We start from the raw sequence: 23,374 nt of genomic DNA, 5'->3' as shown, positions 1-23,374 counted from the left end.
CTTCCACATCTTAAGCGTATATAACTATATACCTATTCTTTCTACCTATACCTCTCTTTGTTTTATTTACTTTTCAAAACAGTAGCTTTATGTGTGTTCAAAATATAGCAATAAAGTAAAAAACCAAATGGTGTTGCTAGGAAAGTAGTCCATTTACATGGTGACTCTTTTAAAAACCCATAGTTTTTTATTATCAAATTACTAGACACATAATGCATACATTCTCGAAATTTATCTTTAAATGAAGGTGCATATTGCATAGCGATTTTTCTAAAAAAAGAAAACCCACGTGGATTTCTCTTATATTGCTTAATAATGTTCATACTTGACCCATCATCTAAATATTCTACAAAGCACAACACTTCATTCATTATAAGTAAAGGACATTCTTGATCAATAACAATATACTTATAACTAAGTGGGCAATACTTTTCCCCTGGAAAAACTGGATACGGCGGGGAGTTTCGTGTCAGTTCGGATCTGTATACAAGTTTTTTATCGCCTTTTACTTTATGTTTCACATATAAATCTGAAAGTTTAGATGCCGTTAAACCTGGCGGCATTTTTGTTCCGATAATTTCTCCATTTTGATTAGCATCCAATCCTACTATACCAGCATAACGATCACTTCCATTTTGTTCCCAAAAGGAAAGGATTCTCTCCACAGCATCATCAGCCATATAATCATCGGAGTCTATACAAACATTGAGTTCTGTGTCAATTAATTCATAAGCTGCATTGTGAGCCCCGTGCATTCCCTGATTTTCTTGATAGTGATAACGAATTGGAACTAATTCCTCTGAAATCCACTTTTCCACAAGTTCTTTTGTGTTATCCGTAGATCCGTCATCAATAATTAACCAAATAAAGTCTTTAGAAGTTTGTCTTTTCAAACTGTCGTAGCATAGATGTAGTGTATACGCACGATTAAATGTAGGTGTAAAGACAGTTAAAGTATGACCCATCACAAAACCTCCAGAAATCTAAGTTTGTTTTACATGTAACTATGATTTAAATAATAATCCGTTAGCCATTTCGCCATCGTAGCAGTGTCATATCCGTTTTTACGTAATAAACCGGACGTATCTTCATGGTCATATGATGAAGTAAGAATTTTTTCTGCCCATACCTCTGGCGTTTCCTTTAAGCCCACAAATTCTATTCGACCTGACACATCCGTTTCATCAGTTATCGTATCGGATACAACACATTTTAAGCCAGCAGCCTGCGCTTCAACCAGTACAACAGGCAATCCTTCAAATAGCGAAGGAAACAGAAATAAATCGAACCCTTGCATAAGGAATGATATATCTCCTCTAACTCCTAAAAACCTTACATGAGACGATAACCCTAAGGCAGCTACCTTCTTTTCTACCAATGGTCGTAATTGACCATCTCCTACCATAACAAGCAGGGAATTAGGATTCTTATCGTGCACAGCTTTAAACACATCAATTAGGAAATCGTGATTTTTTTGCTTATTAAATCTTCCGATATGTCCTAATACTAATTTATCTTCTGCACCTATTTCTTTCCTTATTTGCTTCCTAATTTCTTCATCATATTTAAATTCCTCTACATTAACTGCATTGTTCAGAACAGTTACTTCCTTAGATTCACATACTTTCCGTCCAAATAACCATTGGCCTGCATTTTTTGAACATGCAAAATACTTGTTAGGATTATCCTTCATAGAAAATCTCGCATACAAACGAAATGGTAGCTTTATATCTATACCCAAATCACTTAAATGACTATGCGCAATACGGCAAGGAACACCCGCACGTTTGGCTGCTCCAAGTACAAAACTGCTATTTTCGTTAATATGAGAATGTACTACTTTATATTCAGGATGATCAAGAAAGAATGTATCGAGTAATTTGAAATATGAACGATAATTGCCAGGTCTTATTTGCGGCATTCGATAAATTCTTCCGCCAAGACTTAATATTTCATCATCATAATGCCCTTTTTCTTCTCTATGTACCATGAAGTCAAACTGTATCTTATTGCGATCAAGCTTTCGATAATAATTCATTAACATCGTTTCAAGCCCGCCACGATTCATGATTGTCACTACTTGCAATATACGATTAGGTTCCAAGATTCTCCCCCTATCTAACTATTTTTCTAAGTTTATCAATTACTACCAAAATAAAATAATATCCTAGTGTGAATCGGAATTTTGCACAAAAATAAAATACCCTCCAAGCAATTGAAAAATATTTAATTTCAAATTGCCTAAAGGATTCTTTGATGCGTTTATCCTTTAATATGGAATGCAACCTACTGATTTTCATCAAAGTAGATCCCTTATTTTCTTTGCTTATTGTGTTTAAGCCGAGCCCTAATGTACCAAGACATATCCGATTATTTAAGGCTATATAAAAGTCTTTTTCCATTTTCTTATTATCTAAGAAGTTTTCAATTATACCGTAAAGATTGAACCATTGATTCATTAAATTAGGCTTATAAGACGTTGTAACTGATGTAGTGTTTACTCTCCAATAATGATAATAAGGTTTATTTATAAAAACAAAAGTTTTTGCATAATAAAAAGCGTATATATTAAACAGGGAATCCTCATTAGTCCCTATTTTGCTTAAATCTACAAATTCAAGATTATTTTCTTTAAGAATATCTAAGCGATATAACTTTGACCATACTGTCCCCCATGCATCGAGAAGTTCTGGATTTGCTATTTCTTCATTTAAAGGACCAATCAAACGTCTCATAACTTTTAATTGGACTTCTTCATTGCGATAACAGACCTTTTCAGGAAGGTTGAATTCTTTTATCTTTGAATGAGTACCAAACTCTCGAATATACGTACACATAACAATATCAGCTTTTTCCTCAACTGCGCTTTTATACATTGATTCATACATATCTTTATCTACCCAATCATCTGGGTCAACAAAACCAATATATTCTCCTTTAGCTGCACGTATCCCCTCATTCCTAGCTGAAGAAACCCCACCATTTTCCTTTTCTATCACCACAATACGACTATCTTTTTTTGCATAATCGGAAAGTAATTTTGCACTTCCATCTGTTGAACCATCATTTACAGCTATAATTTCTACATCATTAAAATTTTGTGATAATAAACTATCCAAACATCTACTTAAGTATTGTTCAACATTATATATAGGAACTATCACACTAATTTTTGGTTTCATTTACATCCCTCAACATATATTGTGTATAAATATTATTCAATTCAGTACCTACTTCGTCAACCGAGTATTTTTTTACTCTATTTACATTTTCAATCTTAATCTTTTCTCGTAGTGTTCTTGAATGAATACACTCTAGTATTCGTGATGCAAAAAGCTCTACCTCTCCAGGTGATACAAGATAACCGTTTGTTGTATCTATGATTAGCTCCCTATGCCCTCTATTATCAGTAGCTACAACTGGAAGACCACAAGCCATAGCCTCCATAATATTTACAGGCAATCCTTCTCGAAGACTAGATGCAACAGCGAGATCACACATTGATAATAAGGAAGCAATATCAGTTCGATAGCCGATAAAATGAACCATTTCTGCAACTCCTAGATGAACAGCCAGCTGCTTACACTCGTCCATTAATGGACCGTTTCCTGCAAGTAAAAGCTTTGCATTCGGAACTTCATTCTTTAATAAAGCTAATGATTGAATCAAGAATTGCTGATTTTTATTTTTGTTAAACTCAGCAGCATAAAACATTAGGAAATCATCTGGTTTATAACCAAACTTTATTTTTAAATCTTTTTTATATTCATCTTCTACCAATTTAAATTGTTCTATATCTACGCCTATTCCATGAACATGTTCAATGCACTTTGCTTTAAAGCGATGTTTCACCGCAAGATTATAATCTTCTGAATTGATTGTTATGAGACAATCAGTATAAGAAGCTAATCCTCTTTCAATTGGATAATATGCAAGCCAATTTATAAGGGGAGCACCCTTACAAAAATGAAATCCATGAGCTGTATAAATCACCTTTGTTCCTTGTTTTCTTGCTTTTTTTGCAGCTAAGCGAGCAAGAACTCCTCCCATAGGTGTATGACAATGAATAATGCTGTACTTATTGTTATTGATAATTGATGAAAGCTTCTTATAGGCCTCAAAATTTTGCAGTCTAAAAGGTGATCTCTGAATAGGAATATCATATTTTTTATGTACGTATGGAAGGTCCATATTACCACTTGCAGCAACATGTACCTCCCACCCTTGTTCTGTAAACCATTTCATATATGGTAAATGAAAGGCTTTAAAATGGTAATCTACTGTTGCACAAAACAACACTTTCTTAGACAATTAAATCACACACCCATTTAACTATATTCTTGATTCAAGTAAAGCCTCAACAAATCGTCAACCCAATGCTGGTGTTAACACTTTCGAAGTGTTATGTCTATTAGCCAAATCTAATAATATGTTTCGTAATTCTTCTTTATCCAAATCAGAGTGTGTAGAAATAATTTTTTCGATTTCTTCTATATAAATATTAGTTTCTTTTCCTACATAAATTCTCGGATAAATTTGTTGTTCAATCATTTCATCATCTTTTAATAACTCTTCAAAAAGCTTTTCTCCTGGTCTCATTCCGGTAAATTCTATTCCAATCTCTTCAACAGAATTTCCTGATAACTTTATTAAATTTTTGGCCAAATCAACAATTTTTACTGGTTCTCCCATATCTAATACGAAAATTTCTCCGCCCTCAGCTAAAGCTCCCGCCTGTATAACTAGTCTCGATGCTTCTGGAATAGTCATAAAGTAACGAACCATATCAGGATGCGTAACTGTAACTGGTCCGCCTTTTTGAATTTGCTTCTTGAATAACGGAATTACACTACCTCTACTTCCTAATACATTTCCAAAACGAACGGCAACAAACTTTGTTTGACTAATTTTATTTGTATGTTGAACAATCATTTCAGCCAATCTTTTCGTTGCTCCCATAACATTCGTTGGATTTACTGCTTTATCAGAGGAAATCATAACAAACGTCTCGACATCGTGCCAACTTGCTGCTTGTGCAACATTCATCGTTCCCATCAAATTATTTTTTACAGCTTCTTCAGGGTTATATTCCATTAATGGGACATGTTTATGTGCAGCAGCATGATAGACAACATTTGGACGGTATTTATTCATTACTAACATCATTTTCTTACTATCTTGTATATCGGCAATTTCCGGAATAAATGTAATCTCCATATTACCATATAGCTCTCTTAGCTCCATTTCAATGGAGTAAATACTATTTTCACCATGACCTAATAAAATTAACTGCTTTGGATTAAATTTTGCCACTTGTCTACAAATCTCTGAACCGATTGAACCACCAGCACCAGTCACTAAAATGACTTTATCGGTTATGTATTCAGAAATACTATTCATATCCAACTCAATTGGACTACGTCCTAGCAAGTCCTCTACTTGAACATCGCGGAATTCATTAACTGAAACTTTCCCTGTTACTAAATCTTCTAGCATAGGAAGAATTTGCGTCTTAGCTTTTGTCTTTGAACACTCTTTGAAAATAGCGTTCAATCCTTTTTTACTAAGCGAAGGAATAGCAATTACGATACTATCAATATTAAGTTCTTGAACAACAGACTCAATTTGGTTTACTCCCCCAATAACTGGAATTCCAAGAATATCAAGATTATGTTTCTTCACATTATCATCAATAAATGCAACGGGTAATAATTCTGTTTCATTATTTTGTAACAATTGTCTTGTCACCATTGTTCCAGCTGAACCAGCGCCAATAATTAAAGTTCTCTTTTTCGTATCATCCCTTTTAAAATATGCATCCCGAAGCATCCGCCAAATAAAACGGGATCCTCCAATTAACAAAACATGTATCATCCAAGTTATAGCAAGTAACCGAAAATAGACTTCATGTATTACTAATTGTTGTACCAAAGCTGTAGTTGCAATAGAAAATGTAATAGCTTTAAAAATAATTAATAATTCCCCAATACTTGCATATTCCCATGCTTTTTTATACAACTTATAAATAAAAGCAAAAAAATGATGGCTACATAATAAAGTGATAGAACTAACTACAGATGTTAATGTAATAACTCGAAAACTACCATTTACAAAAAAATAACTAAAATAAATCGCACTTAATACTATAAGTGAATCCGTTAAAAGCAATAACGACAACCTTTGCCGGTACGTCATATAATTCCCACCTTTTTAATCATTACTTAAAAAAATTAAAGTTTTTAACTATGAGATCTTTCCAAAAACCCATAGTTAAAATCTTTAATAAAATTTGGGCATCAAACCCACCCTCACACCACACTCTTGACGACTAGCATCTAAGGTATATTTCAACCCACAGTATAGCCGAGTACCTCCATTGATATTGGTAAGGAGACATCACCATATTTAATCTTTCAAAAGAACCATTTTGTACTTTATAAAGAACATGTCGGTTTAAAATCTTTTTATCTCATTAAATAAATATACTTTATATTTATAGGATACTCCTATATATTAGTTGAAATTCATTTTTACACTTCTCAATTAAGCAGCCAATTATCATTCGAATTCCCTTTATTGGATACTGAATTTTATTGATTTTGACGATGAGTGACTTGTAAAAGACATTTTATTCAACTTATATAAATTCATTTTGATTTTTCAATATACAAATCTCTTCTATGCAAAAAAGTGACTTGCACTTATCTTCTCTCTTGTTTTCACTAAGTTTTGGTAGAAAAAAGCTCCCCAACCAATTCAATGCATAGCCAGATGCTCTTCCCTACCTAAAAAATGGTTTTATATCTTTTTTAATTCACTATGCCTTGTTGTTTAATATAGCTCCCCGTAGTTTCCCTTTTGTAAAATTTAGTATTTTTTTAGCTTCAATTGCATCCTCATTCTTAGTATGGTTATAGTTTACTACTAGCAATACACCATCACATTGATCAGCTAAAATACTTGTATCTGCTACCCCTAAAATTGGTGGAGAGTCAATTAATATGATGTCATACTGATCCATTACTTTTTGAATTAAATTCTCCATTGCGATCGAACCAAGCAACTCAGCGGGATTATGTGGGACTGGACCACTTGTTAATACATGTAGTCCTCCAATTTCCGTTTTCTTTACAGCCGATTCCATTACTTTTTGCTCACTCAAAATATTTGATAATCCAATTGTATTTTCAAGCTGGAATATTTCATGAAGTGCCGGCTTTCGTAAATCAGCATCAATTACTAATACTTTTTCACCTTGTTGAGCTATGGAAACAGCCAAATTTGCGGCAATAGTCGATTTTCCTTCCCCAAATCTTGGAGATGTAATAACGATGGTTTTATCTTTACCATTGATAGATGAAAATTGGAGATTTGTACGAATTGTACGATATTCTTCAGCAATTTTGGAATTTGGCACAGTATGAGTAACTAGGCTTTCATTTTTACTTTCGTCTCTTTTTCTTCTGATTTTGAAAACCACTTGCCTATCCTCCTTAATGATGTAAATTTCTTTTCACTATATATATCTAGCATACTACTCTCATTCACTTTAGAAATACTTCCTAAAGTCGGGATATCTAATAACTTTTCAATAGTTCGTTCTGACTTAATCTTATCATCCAAAGAATCAAGTAGAAAAACAAGACCAACACTTAATACTAAACCAACAATGAAAGCAGTCATTATCGCATTGATATGATTTATGTTTATTGGTACAGCGTATTTATTTGCTGTTGCTTCTGTTAAAATGCTAACACTATTAAAATTTAATATTCTTGCAGCCTCTTTCTTATAAACAGCAGCTGTAACATTTGCAATTTTAGCAGCCATTTTTGGGTCCATATCAACCACATTTATCTTCAAAACTTGCGAACCTTGTACATTTTCAGTACTTATTTGTCCGCTTAACGCACTTGCTGGCCTATTAATTTTCAATTCCGCAGCAACTTTCTCCATTACAACAGGTTCATTTACCAATACTTTAAGTGTATTCATAGATTCACTATTTGCTTGAATAAGTATTCTAGCAGAAGATGTGTATAATGGAGTTTTTAAGAAGAGACTATTAATCGCTCCCACTAACATAATCGTTAGTGTAACTGCAATAATTACCCATTTTCTTCTTCCTATCACAGCAAATAAATTTTTAAGATTTATTTCCTTTTCCATAGTTTCCCCCTACATTTTTAAAAATGAGTCTGATCTTTGAAACCAAACTCACTCATAAATCATTGTTATGCACAGTTTATCATGCATAAAAGTACTACTTAATAAAACACAATTGTTCTATTTAAAATAAATTTTAGTTCTTTATACAGAACAAGTCAACATAAATATTCTATCAAGACATTCCCTCTTTTACAGATTTTTTTCTATCCCAACACTATTCAATATTGATATTCTGTATTTAATAAAACCTCTTTTCATACTAATAATTCTTTTACAGAATCTCCAGATAACTATCTATATAAATCCATTTTGATTTTTAGGCATATAAATTACTTCTATGCAAAAAAAGAATCCGTACTCGCTTTCTCTCTCCAATTTCCAATACGCATATGGTAGAAAAAATCCCTGACTGCTTCTATGCATGATTATCTGCTCTTACCCACCTAAAATGAATAGTTTCATGTCATCTCTTCAATTATATTTACATAATTCCCCTTATTAAAATGATTTTACATATCAAGTAAATATTAAAACCCCTTAACACTGAACGCATCAAGAGATTAAAGCTTTTAGTATAGATCAGTCTTCTCTCCATAAAATGAAATATAAATTCCACCTAATCAATACTCTCATATTAGTAGGAAATCTATCTTTTACACTGTTATATAATACCTAATATTGATTTTTTCACGAAACCATAATGTTACAATCCACTTTTTGAAAGTTGCCTTTTCCCTAGTGAAGTCAAAGGATTAAAAGCATCAAAATGAGCATCGAATTTCCCACCAACTTGATACCTTGCTATCTGTAATTGTTCAGCATAATTTAGTAGATATCCAACGACAGACGTAATGCGCTCGCATATTTGAAGAATAAGTTCGTTTAAATGACGTTGAAGCCAAGTGGTGTCTGATTTCCTTACAGTTGAGATTCCTAATCCTGATTGTCCTATAATTTTCGATGGTTGAAGATTATTTTGGGCTATATCAATTAATTGCCGACATTCTGTTTGTGTCGCAACTTTTTCATAACAAACTATAAAAGGTTCATTATATAACAGATTTTCAGGATTCTTCATATGCAGCCCATACCCATTCAACAAGGTATGGGTTTTCTGCTTTCAAACTTAGACAAACCTTTTATTTCCAAGTCTGTAAGAGCCCCTGGATGAAAAAGTTTGTTCACAGAACGAATCTTGTTATCAGACAGGATCCTAGACAACCACTTCCAATGCGCCCAATGATGCAGACCTACCACCTTCTCCGGTAATAGGGAATACAAAATTGGTGGAAGTTTTTCCTTAAATCCCATTGCTCTTCTAGCAATGACATAAGAAGCTGTTTGATGAATGCTGATACCAAAACGTTTCATATATTTGATTTTACCAATTTGAGAAGTGTACGCTGAATTTACCTCAAATACTGCTACACCCATCTTCTCAGCACGGCTTTTCATAGCTGAAATCAGCTTTTTGTAAGCAAACATGCTCATCATCATATTTGCTTTTTTCATTGGATACACTCCGTTCTTATTTGGTATACACAAAGTATACCAAATAAGAACGTATGCTTCTATTCGTATACTTAAAAAAACAAAAAAAGCGATTCATCCCTCACCTATCGTTGTTTCGTGCTTGAGGTGGGGGTCTTCTCGCCAGAAATAATAAAAGTGAATAAGATTATGTTTCATGTCCAATTATGAAAATATTTAATCTAGAAATTAAAATTCGAAATATAGAATCTATTATTTCCTCACTAAGACCACCCTCAATTACTTTGTAGCTAACAATTTGAATATAATTCAAATTGCATTAAACATAAACTCCCTTTATTTACTTATATTTGGACACATTTACCAATATTATTTTCCGAAAATTTATGTTAAATTTACTTAGTCAAGTGTGCCATTACTTGACAAATTGCCCTAAGAAGCCCCGTATACCCCGGGGCTTCTTTTTTTGACCCGATCTACAAAATGCCCGGATACCAGCAGAATCAAGGTCTTCCATTCTTATTGAACTACCCCCACCTACCGTTGCATAACCAAATAACCCGTCTAACTTTATAGGGTCACTTTAAAGCGGTCGGAGCCTTTTCCTGCCACATGCCAGGTTTTAAACAAAAGGAGCAGACCAGTAGCGGGCATGTTGTATTCTGCATAGCAGCAATCTATGTGTTAAAAAATCAAGTTGTATTTATATAGTAAAAAAGAACTAAAAAAATAAGGCGAATCCTCCAATGTTAAAATTTCTGTAGGAAATGAATATTCCAAAGAAACAGCCCAAGGTGTTTTCAAAATTGTAGAACTTACTGTTGAGAACAATTAAAAAGATACTATTACAGTAGATTCAAATAGTTTTAAATTAGTTAATAACAAAGGAAGAGAGTTCTCTTACTCTACCCAAGGACAGACAGCCTACGATCTATCTCAAGGTGGAAAGCTAGACCCCTTTTTAAAAACATTTAATCCTGATCTATCACAAACAGGTAAAGTCGTATTTGATATTCCTAAAGATGCGCAAGAACTTGTTTTAAAAGCGCGCGGAGGTATGACTGGTAAGGAAATCAAATTATAACTCAGTGTAACTGACTTATAGGACAGCACCTCTTCATTATCTAGACCATCAAATGCACTTCCACAAAAACTTTAATACCCATAAGCGCCATGCAATTTCCTAGAATAACCGATTTTCCCCTTCCCCTCACCTTTTCTCCTAAGTTTCAATATAGATATATCCATTCAATTATAACGATAAATCAATACCAAATTATTGCTATGCAAAATTGCATAACACACAACCATTATAATATGTTATCTTTATATAGTAATATCTTTTATCTACTTTTGTATTTGTAATGTCATAACAAATGTTTGATAAGAAAGCCGTTATCTTTTCAAACAGCAACAAAAAGCCCTAGTATACTTTTAAATATAGTATACTAGGGCTTTTTGTTAGTTATCAAAACTAACTTTCATATGATTTATCGAAATTAAAAATGTTTTATCCACAAAAAACTCCGATACCAGTAGTATCAAGGCTTCCCAATCTTAGTAAAGAGTCATGCGTTCCTATTGCTAGTCTTGCGTACGGAACAGACTCTAAACCATAAATGTAAATCAATATACATTTAAAGTATTGATTTATCACCGTTTCGAAAATTAGATACCTCAAAATAATTCAAAATACACTTAGAGAAATCGGGCGTTTCTTCAAATAAAAATAAAAGAGCACAGTATGTATATATCGTACGCCAGATAAACACTTGCCGTACCCTCATGAGCCATTTTACATTATGTGGGATTCTTTAGGGAGCGTTTACCAAATTGGTGACGTTTTTTTGTTTCTGAGGGGAGACATATATAAATGAAGAAACGCATCGATATTTTAGCAACCGAGGACTCCTGCCACAATCTTTTTACATTTAAAGAAATTGCAGAACTTAACAAAACTGCACGTGAATACAGAGACATTAATAAATCGTCTATTAAGCGTTCCGATGTACAATCTAAACTTATTGCACTACTTGAAATTTTAAAGCGCCACAGCTGCAAATATGTAGGTGTTAGTTTCCTGTGTAAAAATTCAATTGCACATATAATGGAAGTTTCTTATAAAACTATACAACGTTTAATGAAGAAACTCGTTGACCTGGGCATGAAACGTAAATCTGATATGCTGCAAACTGCTAATGCTATTATCATTCAACCTATTGTGGAAGAAATGTCCGACAAGGAACCTGTAAAAAGTCCTGCAAAGTGTCCGACCAATAAAACAACTACTCCTTCCTTAAAACAAAATATAAAAGATATAAACAAACGTAATAGTAATGATAATAGCAATACTCCTGAAGATAATATTCAACAAGCTGATTTTGTTGCTCTTTGGGTACCAGAACGTTTTGTTTCTTTAGTAAGCTGTTTTTATACCAAATCAAAAACAATTCAAGAACTGTGGAAGGTTGTAAGACAGTGCAACAGGGTTATTAACCATACAGCAGGGGATAAAGCGTTTAAGCAAAGACCAGGAGCTTGAAATCGGTGTACGTGCAATCAAAGAGTTTGTTATGAAAGTGAAAGCTGGAGTGAAGATGAAGAATGGTAAGTTTGCATATTTCAACGGGATTGTAAATAACTTAATGGACAAATATTTCTTTGATGATGATTTCATGTGTGCGTAAAAAAAGAGGAGTGGCTTTTTATTGCCATCTGCCAGCTCCTACATCAAGTCGAAAAATATGCAATTTGAGTATATGTGTGGGATAGATCGGCGCAAATAGATGAAAACTCATTTCTCTATGAGTAAAATTATATTTGTAGAAGGGGGCACCATACACATCACCATCAACTTAAAATTTTATAATGCCCCCCAGAACGAAACTCTCAGCAGATGATAACCTTTTTGGGTAGTGTATCAATGATTTCAATAGCTACCCTCACAAATACATTATTGCGCCACTCCAAATACATTGATTTCAGCCGCACTTGTCCATGGATTATTGTTTATCTCGCTTAAGGCACGCAATTTAATATAACGACCTGTCTTGGTTGCAAAGCTGACTTCTTTCAAAGTGGTATCATTTGTAAAGGTACCTGTGGCTACAGCTGTTCCCCAATTCACTCCATCACTACTGACGTAGAACTCATAGCCCTTAATCGTTCCGTTCACTTGGCCGTCTTGTCTTGGCAGGTAGTTGAATTTGGAGAGGCTATAGGTTGCACCTAAATCAATTTGAATCTCGTGCGGCATTGGAGCTACGGGGCTCCAGTTCGTATGCCAAAACGTGTTTTTGTTTCCATCAAAGGCATACGTACCCAGATTGTACGAATTATAGCTGTCTACATATTTTAGTGTCCAATTTGTTTGCGGAATCCAATTAGCTTCTTTTGTTGTGACCGCTACATTCATGGCAGAACCACTTGTGCTTGTCGTCGTAATCGATACTCCCGATTTTTCTCCAGTGTAGGTATTACTGTTCGGATTGGTGTCTGGACCAAAAGAAGCAGCATGATTTTGATTCGTGTAATAGAATGGGTCTTGGTATTCACTGATGGATTGCTCTATATCAATGAAAGGATGAGGGTCATTATCAATATTATTCATGGATTCATCAATATGCCAAACCGCAACGCCACCAGAATTTGTTGGCAAGCTTGCATCATACCCAACTTTTTCGCGATTCTCAACTAAAAAATACGTATTATCCTTTAAAGGAACCTTTAAAACATTATAGTTATTTGGGATCGCATTTAGAGTAAAATTGTTGGTGGTATTTACTACAGTTGGTGTTACAAATCCTAATTTTACTTTTGACCAGGCATCCATATGATCGGGTGTAGCTCCATAATCTTCTCCTTGAAGACTATTCCAAGCTCCATTAGCCATTATACTTAGACCACCCACATGATTATTAACGCCATATAAATCTGGAAGGCCCAAGGAATGACCCAATTCATGAGCAGGAATACCAATCGTTGCCATATGACCATATTGTTTTTCACCCTGCGTCGTATACATACCTGATACTGTAACACCATCGTGATTTGTGTTAGGAGCATACCACTGATGCGCCCAAACATTTGGCACTGCACCACCACTAGCCTCTTCATTGCCAGCAAGAACAGTTACAATGTAGAAGCTATCTTTAGAATTGATGACTTGATCATTATTGGTATCAAAACTAGCAAAATTCACCGTAGGATCAGCTTTAGCCAGTGCATCTGTTATAACCGTTCTAATGTCTTTTCCCGATGTATCCGGATGAGCATAATCTAATTTTACTTTAACCACCCCATCATTTTGCGTACCATATGTTTCGGATGCCGGGGTGATCTGCGCTTTTCCATTACTCACTTCATTATAGTAATTCTTTACTGACTTTTGATTTGCAGAAAAGAATCTGTTGCTCCAATCGTTGTCGTTATACGCGATATCAACATCTGTAAACCCAATTAACACAACAAGTAATTTTTGGGGTCCTGAAATTGGAGTGACAGTTCCGTCAACATTTTCTGGTGATCCCGTAAATTCTTTTGGTAGCTCATTCTTGAACTCCTGTTTTTTCTTTGCTTGAGGGTTGTATTTCTTTATCCATTTGTTCAAATTGTTCTCATTTACCGCTTTTGCAGGCTTCTTGTCAATTTTATATTTTTTCCCCGTCGATTTCAGTTCGTCTGATGTAAGTTCAGCGTAATTCCAGTACCCCTTCTGATCTTGTAAAAGTACGTCACCATCCTTTGTGCTTGCCCAATGGAACCATTCATCTCCATGCACCGTAGCTTGAAACGATTCGCCTGACGGTTGCTCCATTTTGACAACTCCATCGTATGCTGGTGCGGCAAAGGCGTTCGTTTGAAAGCACAAAACACAAATCAAAGAAAAAATGGACGTGAACAGGAATTTAAAACTTCTTTGCATAAACCTTCCTCCTTTTAGAAGTTGTTATCATGTGGGAATGGTTTCCTCTATAGATTCATGAAAAGCGCCTCCCCCCTTTAAAAAATATTCAATAGTATAATTTAAATACCATTTTGTGGAAAAAATAAATGGTTTAAATCTTATAAAATAAGTTGAGAAATATGATTATTGGAATTATAAATGAATAAAGGAATTTGTTTTGTAATTGCAATTGGCTGAACACTTCATATGTCTTCTATAGAAACCTTAATTACAAGATAAAAATTCTTTAAAAAGGAGTAAAATATATAACTGATTCCTTAACATACAGGGAATCGGTTAAATTGTTTCTAAACGTACAAATTTTTTTTTTAATATGGTGACCCCTATAAAATGAAAAAAGTGCATAAAAAAAGCCCCCAAACGCTAAACGTTAGAGGTCGAATAAGGGTAAATTGGGAAGAAAAGCATGCAGAGAGGGGATTCCCTACAACCGTAATACATGTTATCATATTATTAAAATTCCTAAGATTTCCTTTAATTACAAAAAATGTTCTTATATTTATTTATTTTATGTTACAGTTCCATATGTTAGTCAATTACAACACTGTTAAGAAGGAGTATACATAATGAGAGCAACGAAACTCGTATCATTAGCAATACCTATTCTATTATTAGTAGGTTGTGGGGTAGGAGATAAAGATTCTATCCCTAAGACTGAGGAAACTAGTAAAGCAATGTCGAAAACAGTAATATCTGAAAAACAGTATCCGTATTATATTTGTGAGCAACTGGTAGAGTTTCAATTCAAGAAGGATGAAATATTGTTAAAACTAGGAGAAGCTTCAAAAGATAATAAGAAATATAAAGATGTATTTAAAACAGCAAACGATATGGATGAAGCCTTAGACCGTATGGAGAATATAATAGTACCTGATAAATACAAAGACATTCATAAACTCGTACAAGAAGGGATAACAGATGCAAGAAAAGGAACAAAGTTAATAAAAGACGCTGATAAAGACGATGGACTGAAGATTCAAGAAGCTGTATTAAAAAGTTCTCCTCATATGTCAGGTGTAGATGGAGAACAGTGGAGAGAAGCAATTTATAAGTTAAATCAAGAAACCAAAGATGCCTACGCCAAAGCACTTGATAAGAAAATGGAAGAACATACGAAGTAATAGAGTAACTTGTAATTATACATACAATCATTCAACTAATAAGGGGTAATAGAAATATGAAAGCAAAGAAACTTGTAACGTTAGCACTTCCAATCATGTTATTAGGTGGTTGTGCAACAGACAAAGCAGAGAAGAAAGACTACAAAATGCAAATGGCTTATCAGATGAAAAATATTTCAGAAGAGTCAAAAGTTATTAATGACATCTTAACAAGTCAGAAACCAGTAGAAGAAAAAGCAAAAGAGTTTAAAGAGAAATCGAAACCTCTTTTAGAAACTGCAGAGAAAGTTAAGAAGTTAGAACCAGGTGAAAAGTATAAAGACGTACAATCTCTTCTAAATGAATCTATGGATTTAGTAAAAGAGTCTGTAAGTCAAACTCAAGACGGTTTAGATAAACAAGACCGAGTTCTTCTCAATCAAGGGTTACAGACTATGTCTAACTCATCTAAACGTATAGTTGAAGCACATAAGAAATTAAAGGAAATGGGTGAAGCAAATTAAGTAGAAAGGGGTATATAACAATGAAACGCAAATTATTAGCAGTAGATTATAAAACTTCTATACTTGACTTAAGTAAAGAGTTAGAAAGCAAATTATCTACAGAAGAATTAAAAGAGTTACTTATGAATGCTAAAGCTTAATACATAGTAAAAAAGCCGACTCAATTAAGAGCCGGCATTTATTTTATCTAATCCAATGTACATATGACTCATCAAAATACATCCAAGAACGTTTATGGCATAAAAGTATCGAAATCACATCAAATGGCTATTCCCATATTAGCGATAAAATTGACAAAAGATCTATGGCTGAATTTGAAGCATACATGAATGACGTTTTGGGGTAATATTTATCTTTTCATTTTTTGTGAATTATGTTCTAACTCACAAAAAATGTTTTACCTACAAAAAGAAAAAAGCCCCGATACCAATAGTATCAAGGCCTCTCACTCTTAGTAAAGAGTCATATATTGATCGCGTTCCCATTGATGGACTTGCGTTCTGAACATATCCTATCCTTTTATATGCTTTCACACCATACTATAAAACATTAATATATAAGTGTTTTCATAAAATTGATTTTCACGTTATTTTATACTAATTTCTAATTCCGTGGCTGTTTTGTGGCTGTTTTTAAGGGAACTTTGTGGCTGTTTTTCCTTTCAATTCTACATGAAATTATATTCATACTGATAAAAGACTATTGGAGATATCAGAAAGGAGATATAGATGAACATGGCTATTTAAGTCCAGCGGTTAATCGGGCTCCAGGAAATAAAAATATAGCTGCTGATAATCGAATACAGTCTCATCACCCTATACAAAATGAGTGGGCTAAAAATGGTGACTTCGATTATAACGAAAAGAAGGCTCAAGCAATACTTTTACCATCAAGTTCTGGTTTGCCACATGCGAAAATTTCTGCTATGCAACGAAAACGAAGAAGAATTGAGGGGTATGATACTGATATACGCTATGAATTTAATGTAAGCTATAGGGAAATGATTGAGGCAGGGGTTGATTAAAAAATTGCAAGAAAGGTATTAGTTGATGCTTATAAATACTTTGATAGGTAAGGCAAAAAAATTAATTGAAAAATTAGGACCTGTTGGTGTAGCCCTAAGTGCAGTACCTACTGTTATAAATAATTAGTATTAAATATAGACACACTGGCGGTATTGTAAGTAATGAAGGTGAAGTGGATCTTCCTACACCACAAGCGTAACATTTGAATAGAGTTAAAGAACAAGCCGCCCACCTAAAAATGAGCGGCTTTCTTCATTATCTAAGCCAATTTACATAAGACCCATCAAATTTACACCTACTTGGTAATAACAATATATATTTTTTTACTTCCTTCTATTATATATAAAACAGTGTGATGAAATAAGCCCTTCTCACATGAGAGGGCTTTTTTCTTTATTCATTAAGTCTCGTGAAAAAGTATCTTCTAAGTATCTAAATGCAACAACCTCTTCTTTTGTCATTTCCCTTACATAAATTGATTCCTCACGTGTCAATGGTTCTATTAATACTAATCCCGACATATTTCTATATACTCTTCTAAAGTTCACTTTATCTTCCTCGCTCAGAAGTTTACTAAGAAATAGTTCAACAGAAACAGGTGTTAAAAAATTATTATTTTCATCAATAAAATTAATATCTATGTTGGCATCGATTTCCCGAATATGAAACAAGAAATTTTTATCTTGCTGCGATACTTGCACTAAGTACGCTGTTATCTTTTGTTCATCAATTACTGTCAATTCCACTAAAATCATCCCCTTAATTGTTATTCCATGTAAAATTTTAACAATTAAATATTAAGGATGTGTAAAATTATGGTTAATTTATCTATAAAATCTTCTCAAAAAAGAGCATGTGAAAGAAGAGATTATTCTCTTCTTTTTTTATTGTATTTACTTTTATTACTCTTTTAAATCTATATGTAAAATTCCAGTTAGTAGATACTAATAAAATATAAAAATAGTATAAATTTCTTACTTAATATAATCCATCTATATATATCCATTTTAATTTTCCGTCATCTTTGTCTAGTTCCAGCGGCTAGAACAGTCGGTGGCTTCGCGTCTTCCGCCGAGTCAAAAAGCGTCTCTATGTCAGATGCTCCATCCCCTTCTTGTTCTGAGCGAGCCGCTTCCGCTTTGCTGTTATGCCGAATGAAACATGACAGCTTCTATGCATGGCCAGATGCTCTCAACCATCTAAAAGAAAGAGGTTTTTATGCCGGTTTTTTAATTTGTATGTATATATGATTTACTAATATGGTATAATTTTCATAGTTAACTATATAGAGAAAGGATGCAAGCGATGGGAAAATTTCAAAGTAATTTTCAAACGGCAAGGCAAATCGCAACGCAAATGGGTACCGCTGCTGATGCCATTCAAAGTGCCACAAATAGATCCATAACAAGATCATCACGTACAACGTTATCTATCAACTCCAAAGTACAAGAAGCAAATCAACAAGCTTTAGATGTAACCACACAATTGTATAGCGCCTTTCAACAAGCAGTTCACAATATTCATTCTGTAGCTCAAGATTTTGAGCGTATGGATAACGAACTTCAAAAAATTTTCAAGTGATATAGCAACCTACACGAACATAGAAAAGTAGGAGTGAAAAAATGAGTCTAGATATTCAAAAACAAATCAATCAACTAAATGATAAATTTAGAATTATATCTGAAGACCAATATCAAAATCAACGTGCTATTCAAAAGCAAGAACAGGCGGAAGCAGATTTTTATGAGTGGAAAGGTCAAAGTTATCGACTGTTTGATCGTTTATTAGAAACTTGGCATAACGATAAAGAACTAGGACAATTTTTTCATAATCTGCGTCAAGATACAGAGCAAATTGAACGAAAACTTACATACGAATTGGAAGACCAAAAAGAAACGTTACTAAAAGAAAAACAAAACCTTAGCAACCTAGAAAATGACCTTCACCATCAACGTCAAAAATTAACATTGGAGGTTAAATCATGAGTTTAAACATGTATCTAGGAGAGGTACAGGCTCAAACACAAAGTATGAATGCTATGTGTAATGCAACGATTCAAGGAATGGAACAAGCCATCAATTCGATTGATGCTTTTATGTTCGATGCAGTTTTGCAAGGACAAACTTATGACAGTGCAAAAACATTCTTTGCACAAACATTCCGGCCTTTAGCACAAGGAATCATTTACTTGTGTGAAGAATTAATCCGTCAAAATAATGCCTTTCCAAACGATTTTCAATCACAAGTAGCTACAACAGATGTCATCGAAGAAGAAATAAAAGAGCAAATGCGACAAATTGACCGAACAAAAGCAGGTATTGAAGGAATCAGTAGTACCCTTCCAAGCATGAAAGTTATGGTAGACATGTTTGATGCTATGAAGCGAAAACTACAGGAAAAACTAGACCATCTACATCGATTTAATTATACTTCTAGTAGTAACTATGATACAGCGATCCAACTTGCTGCCAGCATTGCCCGAGGACTTGCTGAAGTTCAAAGCGGGAAAGGTTTCAGTTCCGCATCAGGGACATTTAGTACACAAGAACTAAATATGGATTGGGTAGCCCCTATCCAAAAAATTGCAGAAGATAAAGCTCGGAAAGCTGATAAGTTAGATTCTACGGTAGCAAATGCAAAATCGAGTGATTCAAATCAGAAGCAGGCTAAAGGTAGCTATGAAACTTTTAAAGGAACAGTAAAATGGAAAGAAGGAACTCGACTCGGAGGAGAAGCGGAAGGCTTTGTGTTAGAAACAAAGAATCGTATTGGGGGAAATGATGAATTTTCGATGAAAGCTCTGTCCGGAAAGATGGATATAAACATGCCATTTTCTTTGGGCGCTATAAAAGATGATTTACTTGCTGGTAAAATTATTGGTGGAAAGATAGAAGCTTCCGCATTAGAGAATTCCTATAAGGCAAAAATCCCAATTACTACTCCTATCGGTGTATTTATGAAGGACATTACAATCACACAAAAATTTTTCGAAGGGAACTTCGCGTCTGGCGTAGATCAATATACGATGAAACTGGGAGCAGAGCTTACTACAAATAAGTACGAAGTAGAGTTAAATATCTTTCATTTCCCGAAATTCATTCCAATTATAGGAGATAAAGATATGATAGCTAAAGGTGAGCTAGGTATAGGTACATTTGGATACAAATTGAGTCTTGGAGCACAAACAGGTGGGTATATCGCACCAGGAGAAGGATTTGGTCTGGGTGGATTCCTTAAATTTGAAAAACCGGAGGATAAAAAATAATATGAGTCCATTTAAATCAGGTAAAATTATTATATGTATTGCAATTTCTATATTTCTTGTATTTGCTATCTTTTCTCCCTATGGATTAACTAAAAAGATTTTATTTATTGTTTGTATACTTCTTTTAGGAGCGTTTTCACTTGGTGCTAACAAGCTACTTGGGTCGATATATGATAAATTTATAAATAAATAGGTTTAACATAAGACTGGAGAAATTAAATTATGAATAAAACATTAAGAGTCATTACTATTATCGGAGTACTCTTTCCTCTTATGTTAATATGGAGCATAAATACTGCTTCTCAAAAAGAAAAGGCTATCTTTACAGTTATTCAACTATCCGTAGGAGTTACTTCAATAATAACACTAGATTATATCTTTAAATACATTAAAAAGAAGAAGGAGAGTAAGTAAATGAAACTATTACCTATAGGCTCCGTTGTAAAATTAGAAGAAGTAGAACCAATCATTATGATTATTGGAAGAATGGTTATTTCAGAAGACAAACGTGACTTTGACTATGCAGGCGTTCCTTATCCTGTTGGTTATCTAGGTGATGAAAAAGTATTATGCTTTAATCATGATAAGATTGAAGAGGAATTACATAGAGGTTATATGACTGAAAGTGAATTAATTCTACGTGAGAAGTTATTAGAAATGTAGTTTTGATTGTGTTCACGGTATTTAAAGCCTCCGCTAGATTATTAGCAGAGGCTTTATTAAATATACGAGCAATAAAAATAAAATACGCTTTGTTTATCTCAACCAACTTACATAAGATTCATCAAAATACATCCAACCTTCAACACCTTCACCTGTTACATAAATCCAGTTCTCATATCGATAATACACTTCATAAGCGGAACGCTTTGTAATTTTATTCATAACAGGGTCACCAGTGGATGCACCTCTGCGTAGATTGATGTCAGTACCATTTACCCAAACGACACCTTGATTTTTACCGTCTTTATTGATACTTGCTGTATCATCACGCATCCAGTTTTCTGGATTTACTCGATACCAGAAATGAGAACCATCATAAGACCATTCATAATACGTATGCCCTTGACCTTTTGTAGCTTGACGCATAATAGATGAATTTACATTAGGTTCTTTACGAATATTAGCTATATCAGCAGTCGTTGTAAGGTATCCTAAAACATCTTCTTGTGGAGGAGCAAGTTGAGAATCATTTCCTATAAACCATTCTAGTGATTTATCGCCAATAAGTTTATTTACATCACAGTTGCCGATACCTTCCACATACCCACCAGTTGCATTATCTGCATATTGCCACATATCACATGCATATGCAGGTTTCTTACCGTAACGAGGAATCCATAAGAAATCAGCTTGTACATTTTGTAATCCATAAGAGCCGTACATATGATGAGATACATAGAAACCTACTTTCCATCCTTTTGCTTTTAACGTGTCTATAAACGCTTGTGAAGCTTTTGCTAGATTAGTGCCTCCACAGCTTGATAGGGTATCATCTTCAACGTCTAATACTAAAAATTTAGCGTTAGGGCTAACACGATTCATAAAGTCCTTCGCCTCTACAATTGCATCTTCCACAGATACATAGCAGCCATAAGCATAAGCAGCGTGTGGAATGCCTCGTTCTTCTAAATTTTCAACGTGTTGTTTGTATAAATAATCAGCTTTATTTGAACCATATTGTACACGGCAGATTGCTAAATCAAGATTTTGAGCAGCTACGTCCCAATCAATACCATCGTTATATTTTGAAATATCTACAATTTTTTTAGTCATTATTCATTCTCTCCTTTTTTATTTTAAAAATAAAAGAGCACTCCTAATCGGAATGCCCTACATACATAATGAGTTGAGTAATCGATCTACTTTGTTTTTGATTTTAGAACTGCTTGCTCAATTGTAGATTCAATCAATTTTTCTACATTACCGACTTCTTTTTCCAACAGTGGAATAAGTTGTGCACCTTGCTCTTTAATCGCTGATACAGCATTTGCTTTTACTTGATTAGCTAGTTCTGGTGTCCATCCGCCTTTCGTTTTCACATCTGAAACCATACGTTGCGTAAAATCCGCCACAACGGACTCTGTTATTTTATTAAGAGTATTCAGCGCATCTACTACTACAATTGCTGTTTTAGCGTCTGTATGAGCTTCGATATAAGACTTAATTCGTGGTGTTAACACACCGATTCCAGTTGTGATTGCAGCGCATAAAATACCGCCTAAAGCTTGTACTACTTGAGTTTCTAAAGTTACTAATGACATATCAAATTCCTCCAATTTTTTATTTTTCCAACTTACAAAAGAAGCACTGTCAATTTAACAGCACTGTAACCAAAAATATTAATTTCTGTTTTTTCTAGATTCTGAACGTCTAATTTTCGCTTCAATTTCAGAAGAAACACTTCTTAATAAACGCGATGGAATCCATTTTTCCCAGCCGATTCGCGCACAGTTAGCTGTAAAACTATTAAAGATGTGATAGACTAAACCGCCTGTAACAGCAAAGAAAAATATGTCTGGTAGTTTAAAACATATATCAAGAACATGAGCAAATGAAGGCAAAAGAAAAAGCACTACAGCTCGTGTAATGCCCTCAATTCCATATTCTGATGCATATGTTCCATCTTTCTTTGCAGCTTTAATGCCAGTAATCCAATCTAACACAACAATCCAGACCATTGCTGTAATCCAAATTAAATTAGCTTGTCCATATAAAAAGCTAATAAATGTTCCTAATCCTCCAGAAAGAGCAGCAGCTACTTTGAAATGCGGATCACCAATGACATCAGTAATATTTAATGTTCTTGCTAGACTATTGAGTCGTTCCAAAGG

The 23,374-nt window shown here is 34.0% G+C and carries 22 protein-coding genes and 2 pseudogenes; 10 read left to right on the top strand and 14 right to left on the bottom strand.

Features of this window, described 5'->3' with window-relative positions; all coding sequences use genetic code 11:
* Positions 1-62: 62 nt before the first annotated feature.
* From BR72_RS21650 to BR72_RS21610, 9 genes are all read right to left on the bottom strand, one after another.
* Positions 63-965 (bottom strand): glycosyltransferase family 2 protein, encoded by a 903-nt coding sequence (locus BR72_RS21650; RefSeq protein ID WP_035436882.1) that lies wholly within the window; start codon positions 963-965, stop codon positions 63-65.
* Between the two features lie 29 nt (positions 966-994).
* Positions 995-2,104, bottom strand: coding sequence for a glycosyltransferase family 1 protein (locus BR72_RS21645; protein WP_035436880.1), 1,110 nt, complete (start codon positions 2,102-2,104; stop codon positions 995-997).
* Between the two features lie 10 nt (positions 2,105-2,114).
* Positions 2,115-3,182 carry a glycosyltransferase family 2 protein gene (locus BR72_RS21640; RefSeq protein WP_035436877.1) on the bottom strand — a complete coding sequence of 356 codons (1,068 nt, stop codon included), beginning with the start codon at positions 3,180-3,182 and terminating at the stop codon, positions 2,115-2,117.
* A complete protein-coding gene (locus BR72_RS21635) occupies positions 3,166-4,311 on the bottom strand; it encodes a glycosyltransferase family 4 protein (protein ID WP_035436875.1) in 1,146 nt (381 codons plus the stop codon). The genes BR72_RS21640 and BR72_RS21635 overlap by 17 nt, the downstream gene beginning before the upstream one ends.
* Positions 4,312-4,368: 57 nt before the next feature.
* Positions 4,369-6,195: a polysaccharide biosynthesis protein gene (locus tag BR72_RS21630; RefSeq protein WP_035436873.1), complete on the bottom strand. Its 1,827-nt coding sequence runs from the start codon at positions 6,193-6,195 to the stop codon at positions 4,369-4,371.
* Positions 6,196-6,817: 622 nt separating this feature from the next.
* Positions 6,818-7,480 carry a CpsD/CapB family tyrosine-protein kinase gene (locus BR72_RS21625; RefSeq protein ID WP_035436870.1) on the bottom strand — a complete coding sequence of 221 codons (663 nt, stop codon included), beginning with the start codon at positions 7,478-7,480 and terminating at the stop codon, positions 6,818-6,820.
* Positions 7,429-8,169 carry a YveK family protein gene (locus tag BR72_RS21620; protein WP_035436866.1) on the bottom strand — a complete coding sequence of 247 codons (741 nt, stop codon included), beginning with the start codon at positions 8,167-8,169 and terminating at the stop codon, positions 7,429-7,431. The genes BR72_RS21625 and BR72_RS21620 overlap by 52 nt, the downstream gene beginning before the upstream one ends.
* A gap of 703 nt (positions 8,170-8,872) precedes the next feature.
* On the bottom strand, positions 8,873-9,247 hold the full coding sequence (locus tag BR72_RS21615) for a 2OG-Fe(II) oxygenase family protein (protein ID WP_156107971.1): 375 nt from the start codon (positions 9,245-9,247) through the stop codon (positions 8,873-8,875).
* A gap of 17 nt (positions 9,248-9,264) precedes the next feature.
* On the bottom strand, positions 9,265-9,681 hold the full coding sequence (locus BR72_RS21610; protein ID WP_231559742.1) for a transposase: 417 nt from the start codon (positions 9,679-9,681) through the stop codon (positions 9,265-9,267).
* A gap of 712 nt (positions 9,682-10,393) precedes the next feature.
* Here BR72_RS21610 and BR72_RS26005 point away from each other — a divergent pair.
* Both BR72_RS26005 and BR72_RS21605 read left to right on the top strand, forming a co-directional pair.
* Positions 10,394-10,744, top strand: a pseudogene (locus tag BR72_RS26005) (DUF4352 domain-containing protein); the annotation flags it as partial.
* 789 nt (positions 10,745-11,533) lie between these two features.
* A pseudogene (locus BR72_RS21605) lies at positions 11,534-12,347 on the top strand (helix-turn-helix domain-containing protein).
* Between the two features lie 266 nt (positions 12,348-12,613).
* Here the strand turns inward: BR72_RS21605 and BR72_RS21600 are convergent.
* Positions 12,614-14,584, bottom strand: a complete 1,971-nt coding sequence (locus BR72_RS21600) for a M6 family metalloprotease domain-containing protein (RefSeq protein ID WP_035436863.1) — start codon at positions 14,582-14,584, stop codon at positions 12,614-12,616.
* Positions 14,585-15,192: 608 nt separating this feature from the next.
* Between BR72_RS21600 and BR72_RS21590 the strand changes: the two genes are divergently transcribed.
* The 3 genes from BR72_RS21590 (at position 15,193) to BR72_RS21580 (ending at position 17,274) form a co-directional block, all read left to right on the top strand.
* Positions 15,193-15,747, top strand: a complete 555-nt coding sequence (locus tag BR72_RS21590) for a hypothetical protein (RefSeq protein ID WP_035436857.1) — start codon at positions 15,193-15,195, stop codon at positions 15,745-15,747.
* 56 nt (positions 15,748-15,803) lie between these two features.
* Positions 15,804-16,250: a hypothetical protein gene (locus tag BR72_RS21585; RefSeq protein WP_035436853.1), complete on the top strand. Its 447-nt coding sequence runs from the start codon at positions 15,804-15,806 to the stop codon at positions 16,248-16,250.
* Between the two features lie 622 nt (positions 16,251-16,872).
* A complete protein-coding gene (locus BR72_RS21580) occupies positions 16,873-17,274 on the top strand; it encodes a hypothetical protein (protein ID WP_051957383.1) in 402 nt (133 codons plus the stop codon).
* 372 nt (positions 17,275-17,646) lie between these two features.
* Here BR72_RS21580 and BR72_RS21575 read toward each other — a convergent pair whose 3' ends face one another.
* Complete coding sequence (locus tag BR72_RS21575) at positions 17,647-18,021, bottom strand: hypothetical protein (protein WP_035436851.1); 375 nt, start codon at positions 18,019-18,021, stop codon at positions 17,647-17,649.
* Between the two features lie 559 nt (positions 18,022-18,580).
* Here BR72_RS21575 and BR72_RS21570 point away from each other — a divergent pair.
* From BR72_RS21570 to BR72_RS21545, 5 genes are all read left to right on the top strand, one after another.
* Complete coding sequence (locus BR72_RS21570; protein ID WP_035436849.1) at positions 18,581-18,856, top strand: TIGR04197 family type VII secretion effector; 276 nt, start codon at positions 18,581-18,583, stop codon at positions 18,854-18,856.
* Positions 18,857-18,897: 41 nt separating this feature from the next.
* Positions 18,898-19,260 (top strand): DUF3958 family protein, encoded by a 363-nt coding sequence (locus BR72_RS21565; protein WP_035436847.1) that lies wholly within the window; start codon positions 18,898-18,900, stop codon positions 19,258-19,260.
* The gene (locus BR72_RS21560; RefSeq protein ID WP_035436844.1) at positions 19,257-20,540 is read left to right on the top strand and encodes a T7SS effector LXG polymorphic toxin; all 1,284 of its coding nucleotides are present in this window, start codon (positions 19,257-19,259) and stop codon (positions 20,538-20,540) included. The genes BR72_RS21565 and BR72_RS21560 overlap by 4 nt, the downstream gene beginning before the upstream one ends.
* A 222-nt stretch (positions 20,541-20,762) precedes the next feature.
* Entirely contained in the window at positions 20,763-20,954 is a 192-nt protein-coding gene (locus BR72_RS21550) for a hypothetical protein (protein WP_035436836.1), read from the top strand.
* Positions 20,955-21,203 (top strand): DUF4176 domain-containing protein, encoded by a 249-nt coding sequence (locus BR72_RS21545; protein ID WP_035436833.1) that lies wholly within the window; start codon positions 20,955-20,957, stop codon positions 21,201-21,203.
* Positions 21,204-21,296: 93 nt separating this feature from the next.
* On the opposite strand, the gene BR72_RS21540 is transcribed toward BR72_RS21545, so the two are convergent.
* The 3 genes from BR72_RS21540 to BR72_RS21530 form a co-directional block, all read right to left on the bottom strand.
* A complete protein-coding gene (locus BR72_RS21540; protein WP_035436830.1) occupies positions 21,297-22,316 on the bottom strand; it encodes a GH25 family lysozyme in 1,020 nt (339 codons plus the stop codon).
* A gap of 86 nt (positions 22,317-22,402) precedes the next feature.
* Entirely contained in the window at positions 22,403-22,804 is a 402-nt protein-coding gene (locus tag BR72_RS21535) for a hypothetical protein (RefSeq protein ID WP_035436827.1), read from the bottom strand.
* 78 nt (positions 22,805-22,882) lie between these two features.
* Entirely contained in the window at positions 22,883-23,371 is a 489-nt protein-coding gene (locus BR72_RS21530; protein WP_035436824.1) for a phage holin family protein, read from the bottom strand.
* Positions 23,372-23,374: the final 3 nt, after the last annotated feature.

The sequence above is a fragment of the Bacillus sp. UNC322MFChir4.1 genome (assembly GCF_000746135.1).
GTDB lineage: Bacteria > Bacillota > Bacilli > Bacillales > Bacillaceae_G > Bacillus_A.
The sequence above is the reverse complement of the archived record's forward strand: the minus strand, read 5'-3'. Positions and strand labels throughout refer to the sequence as shown.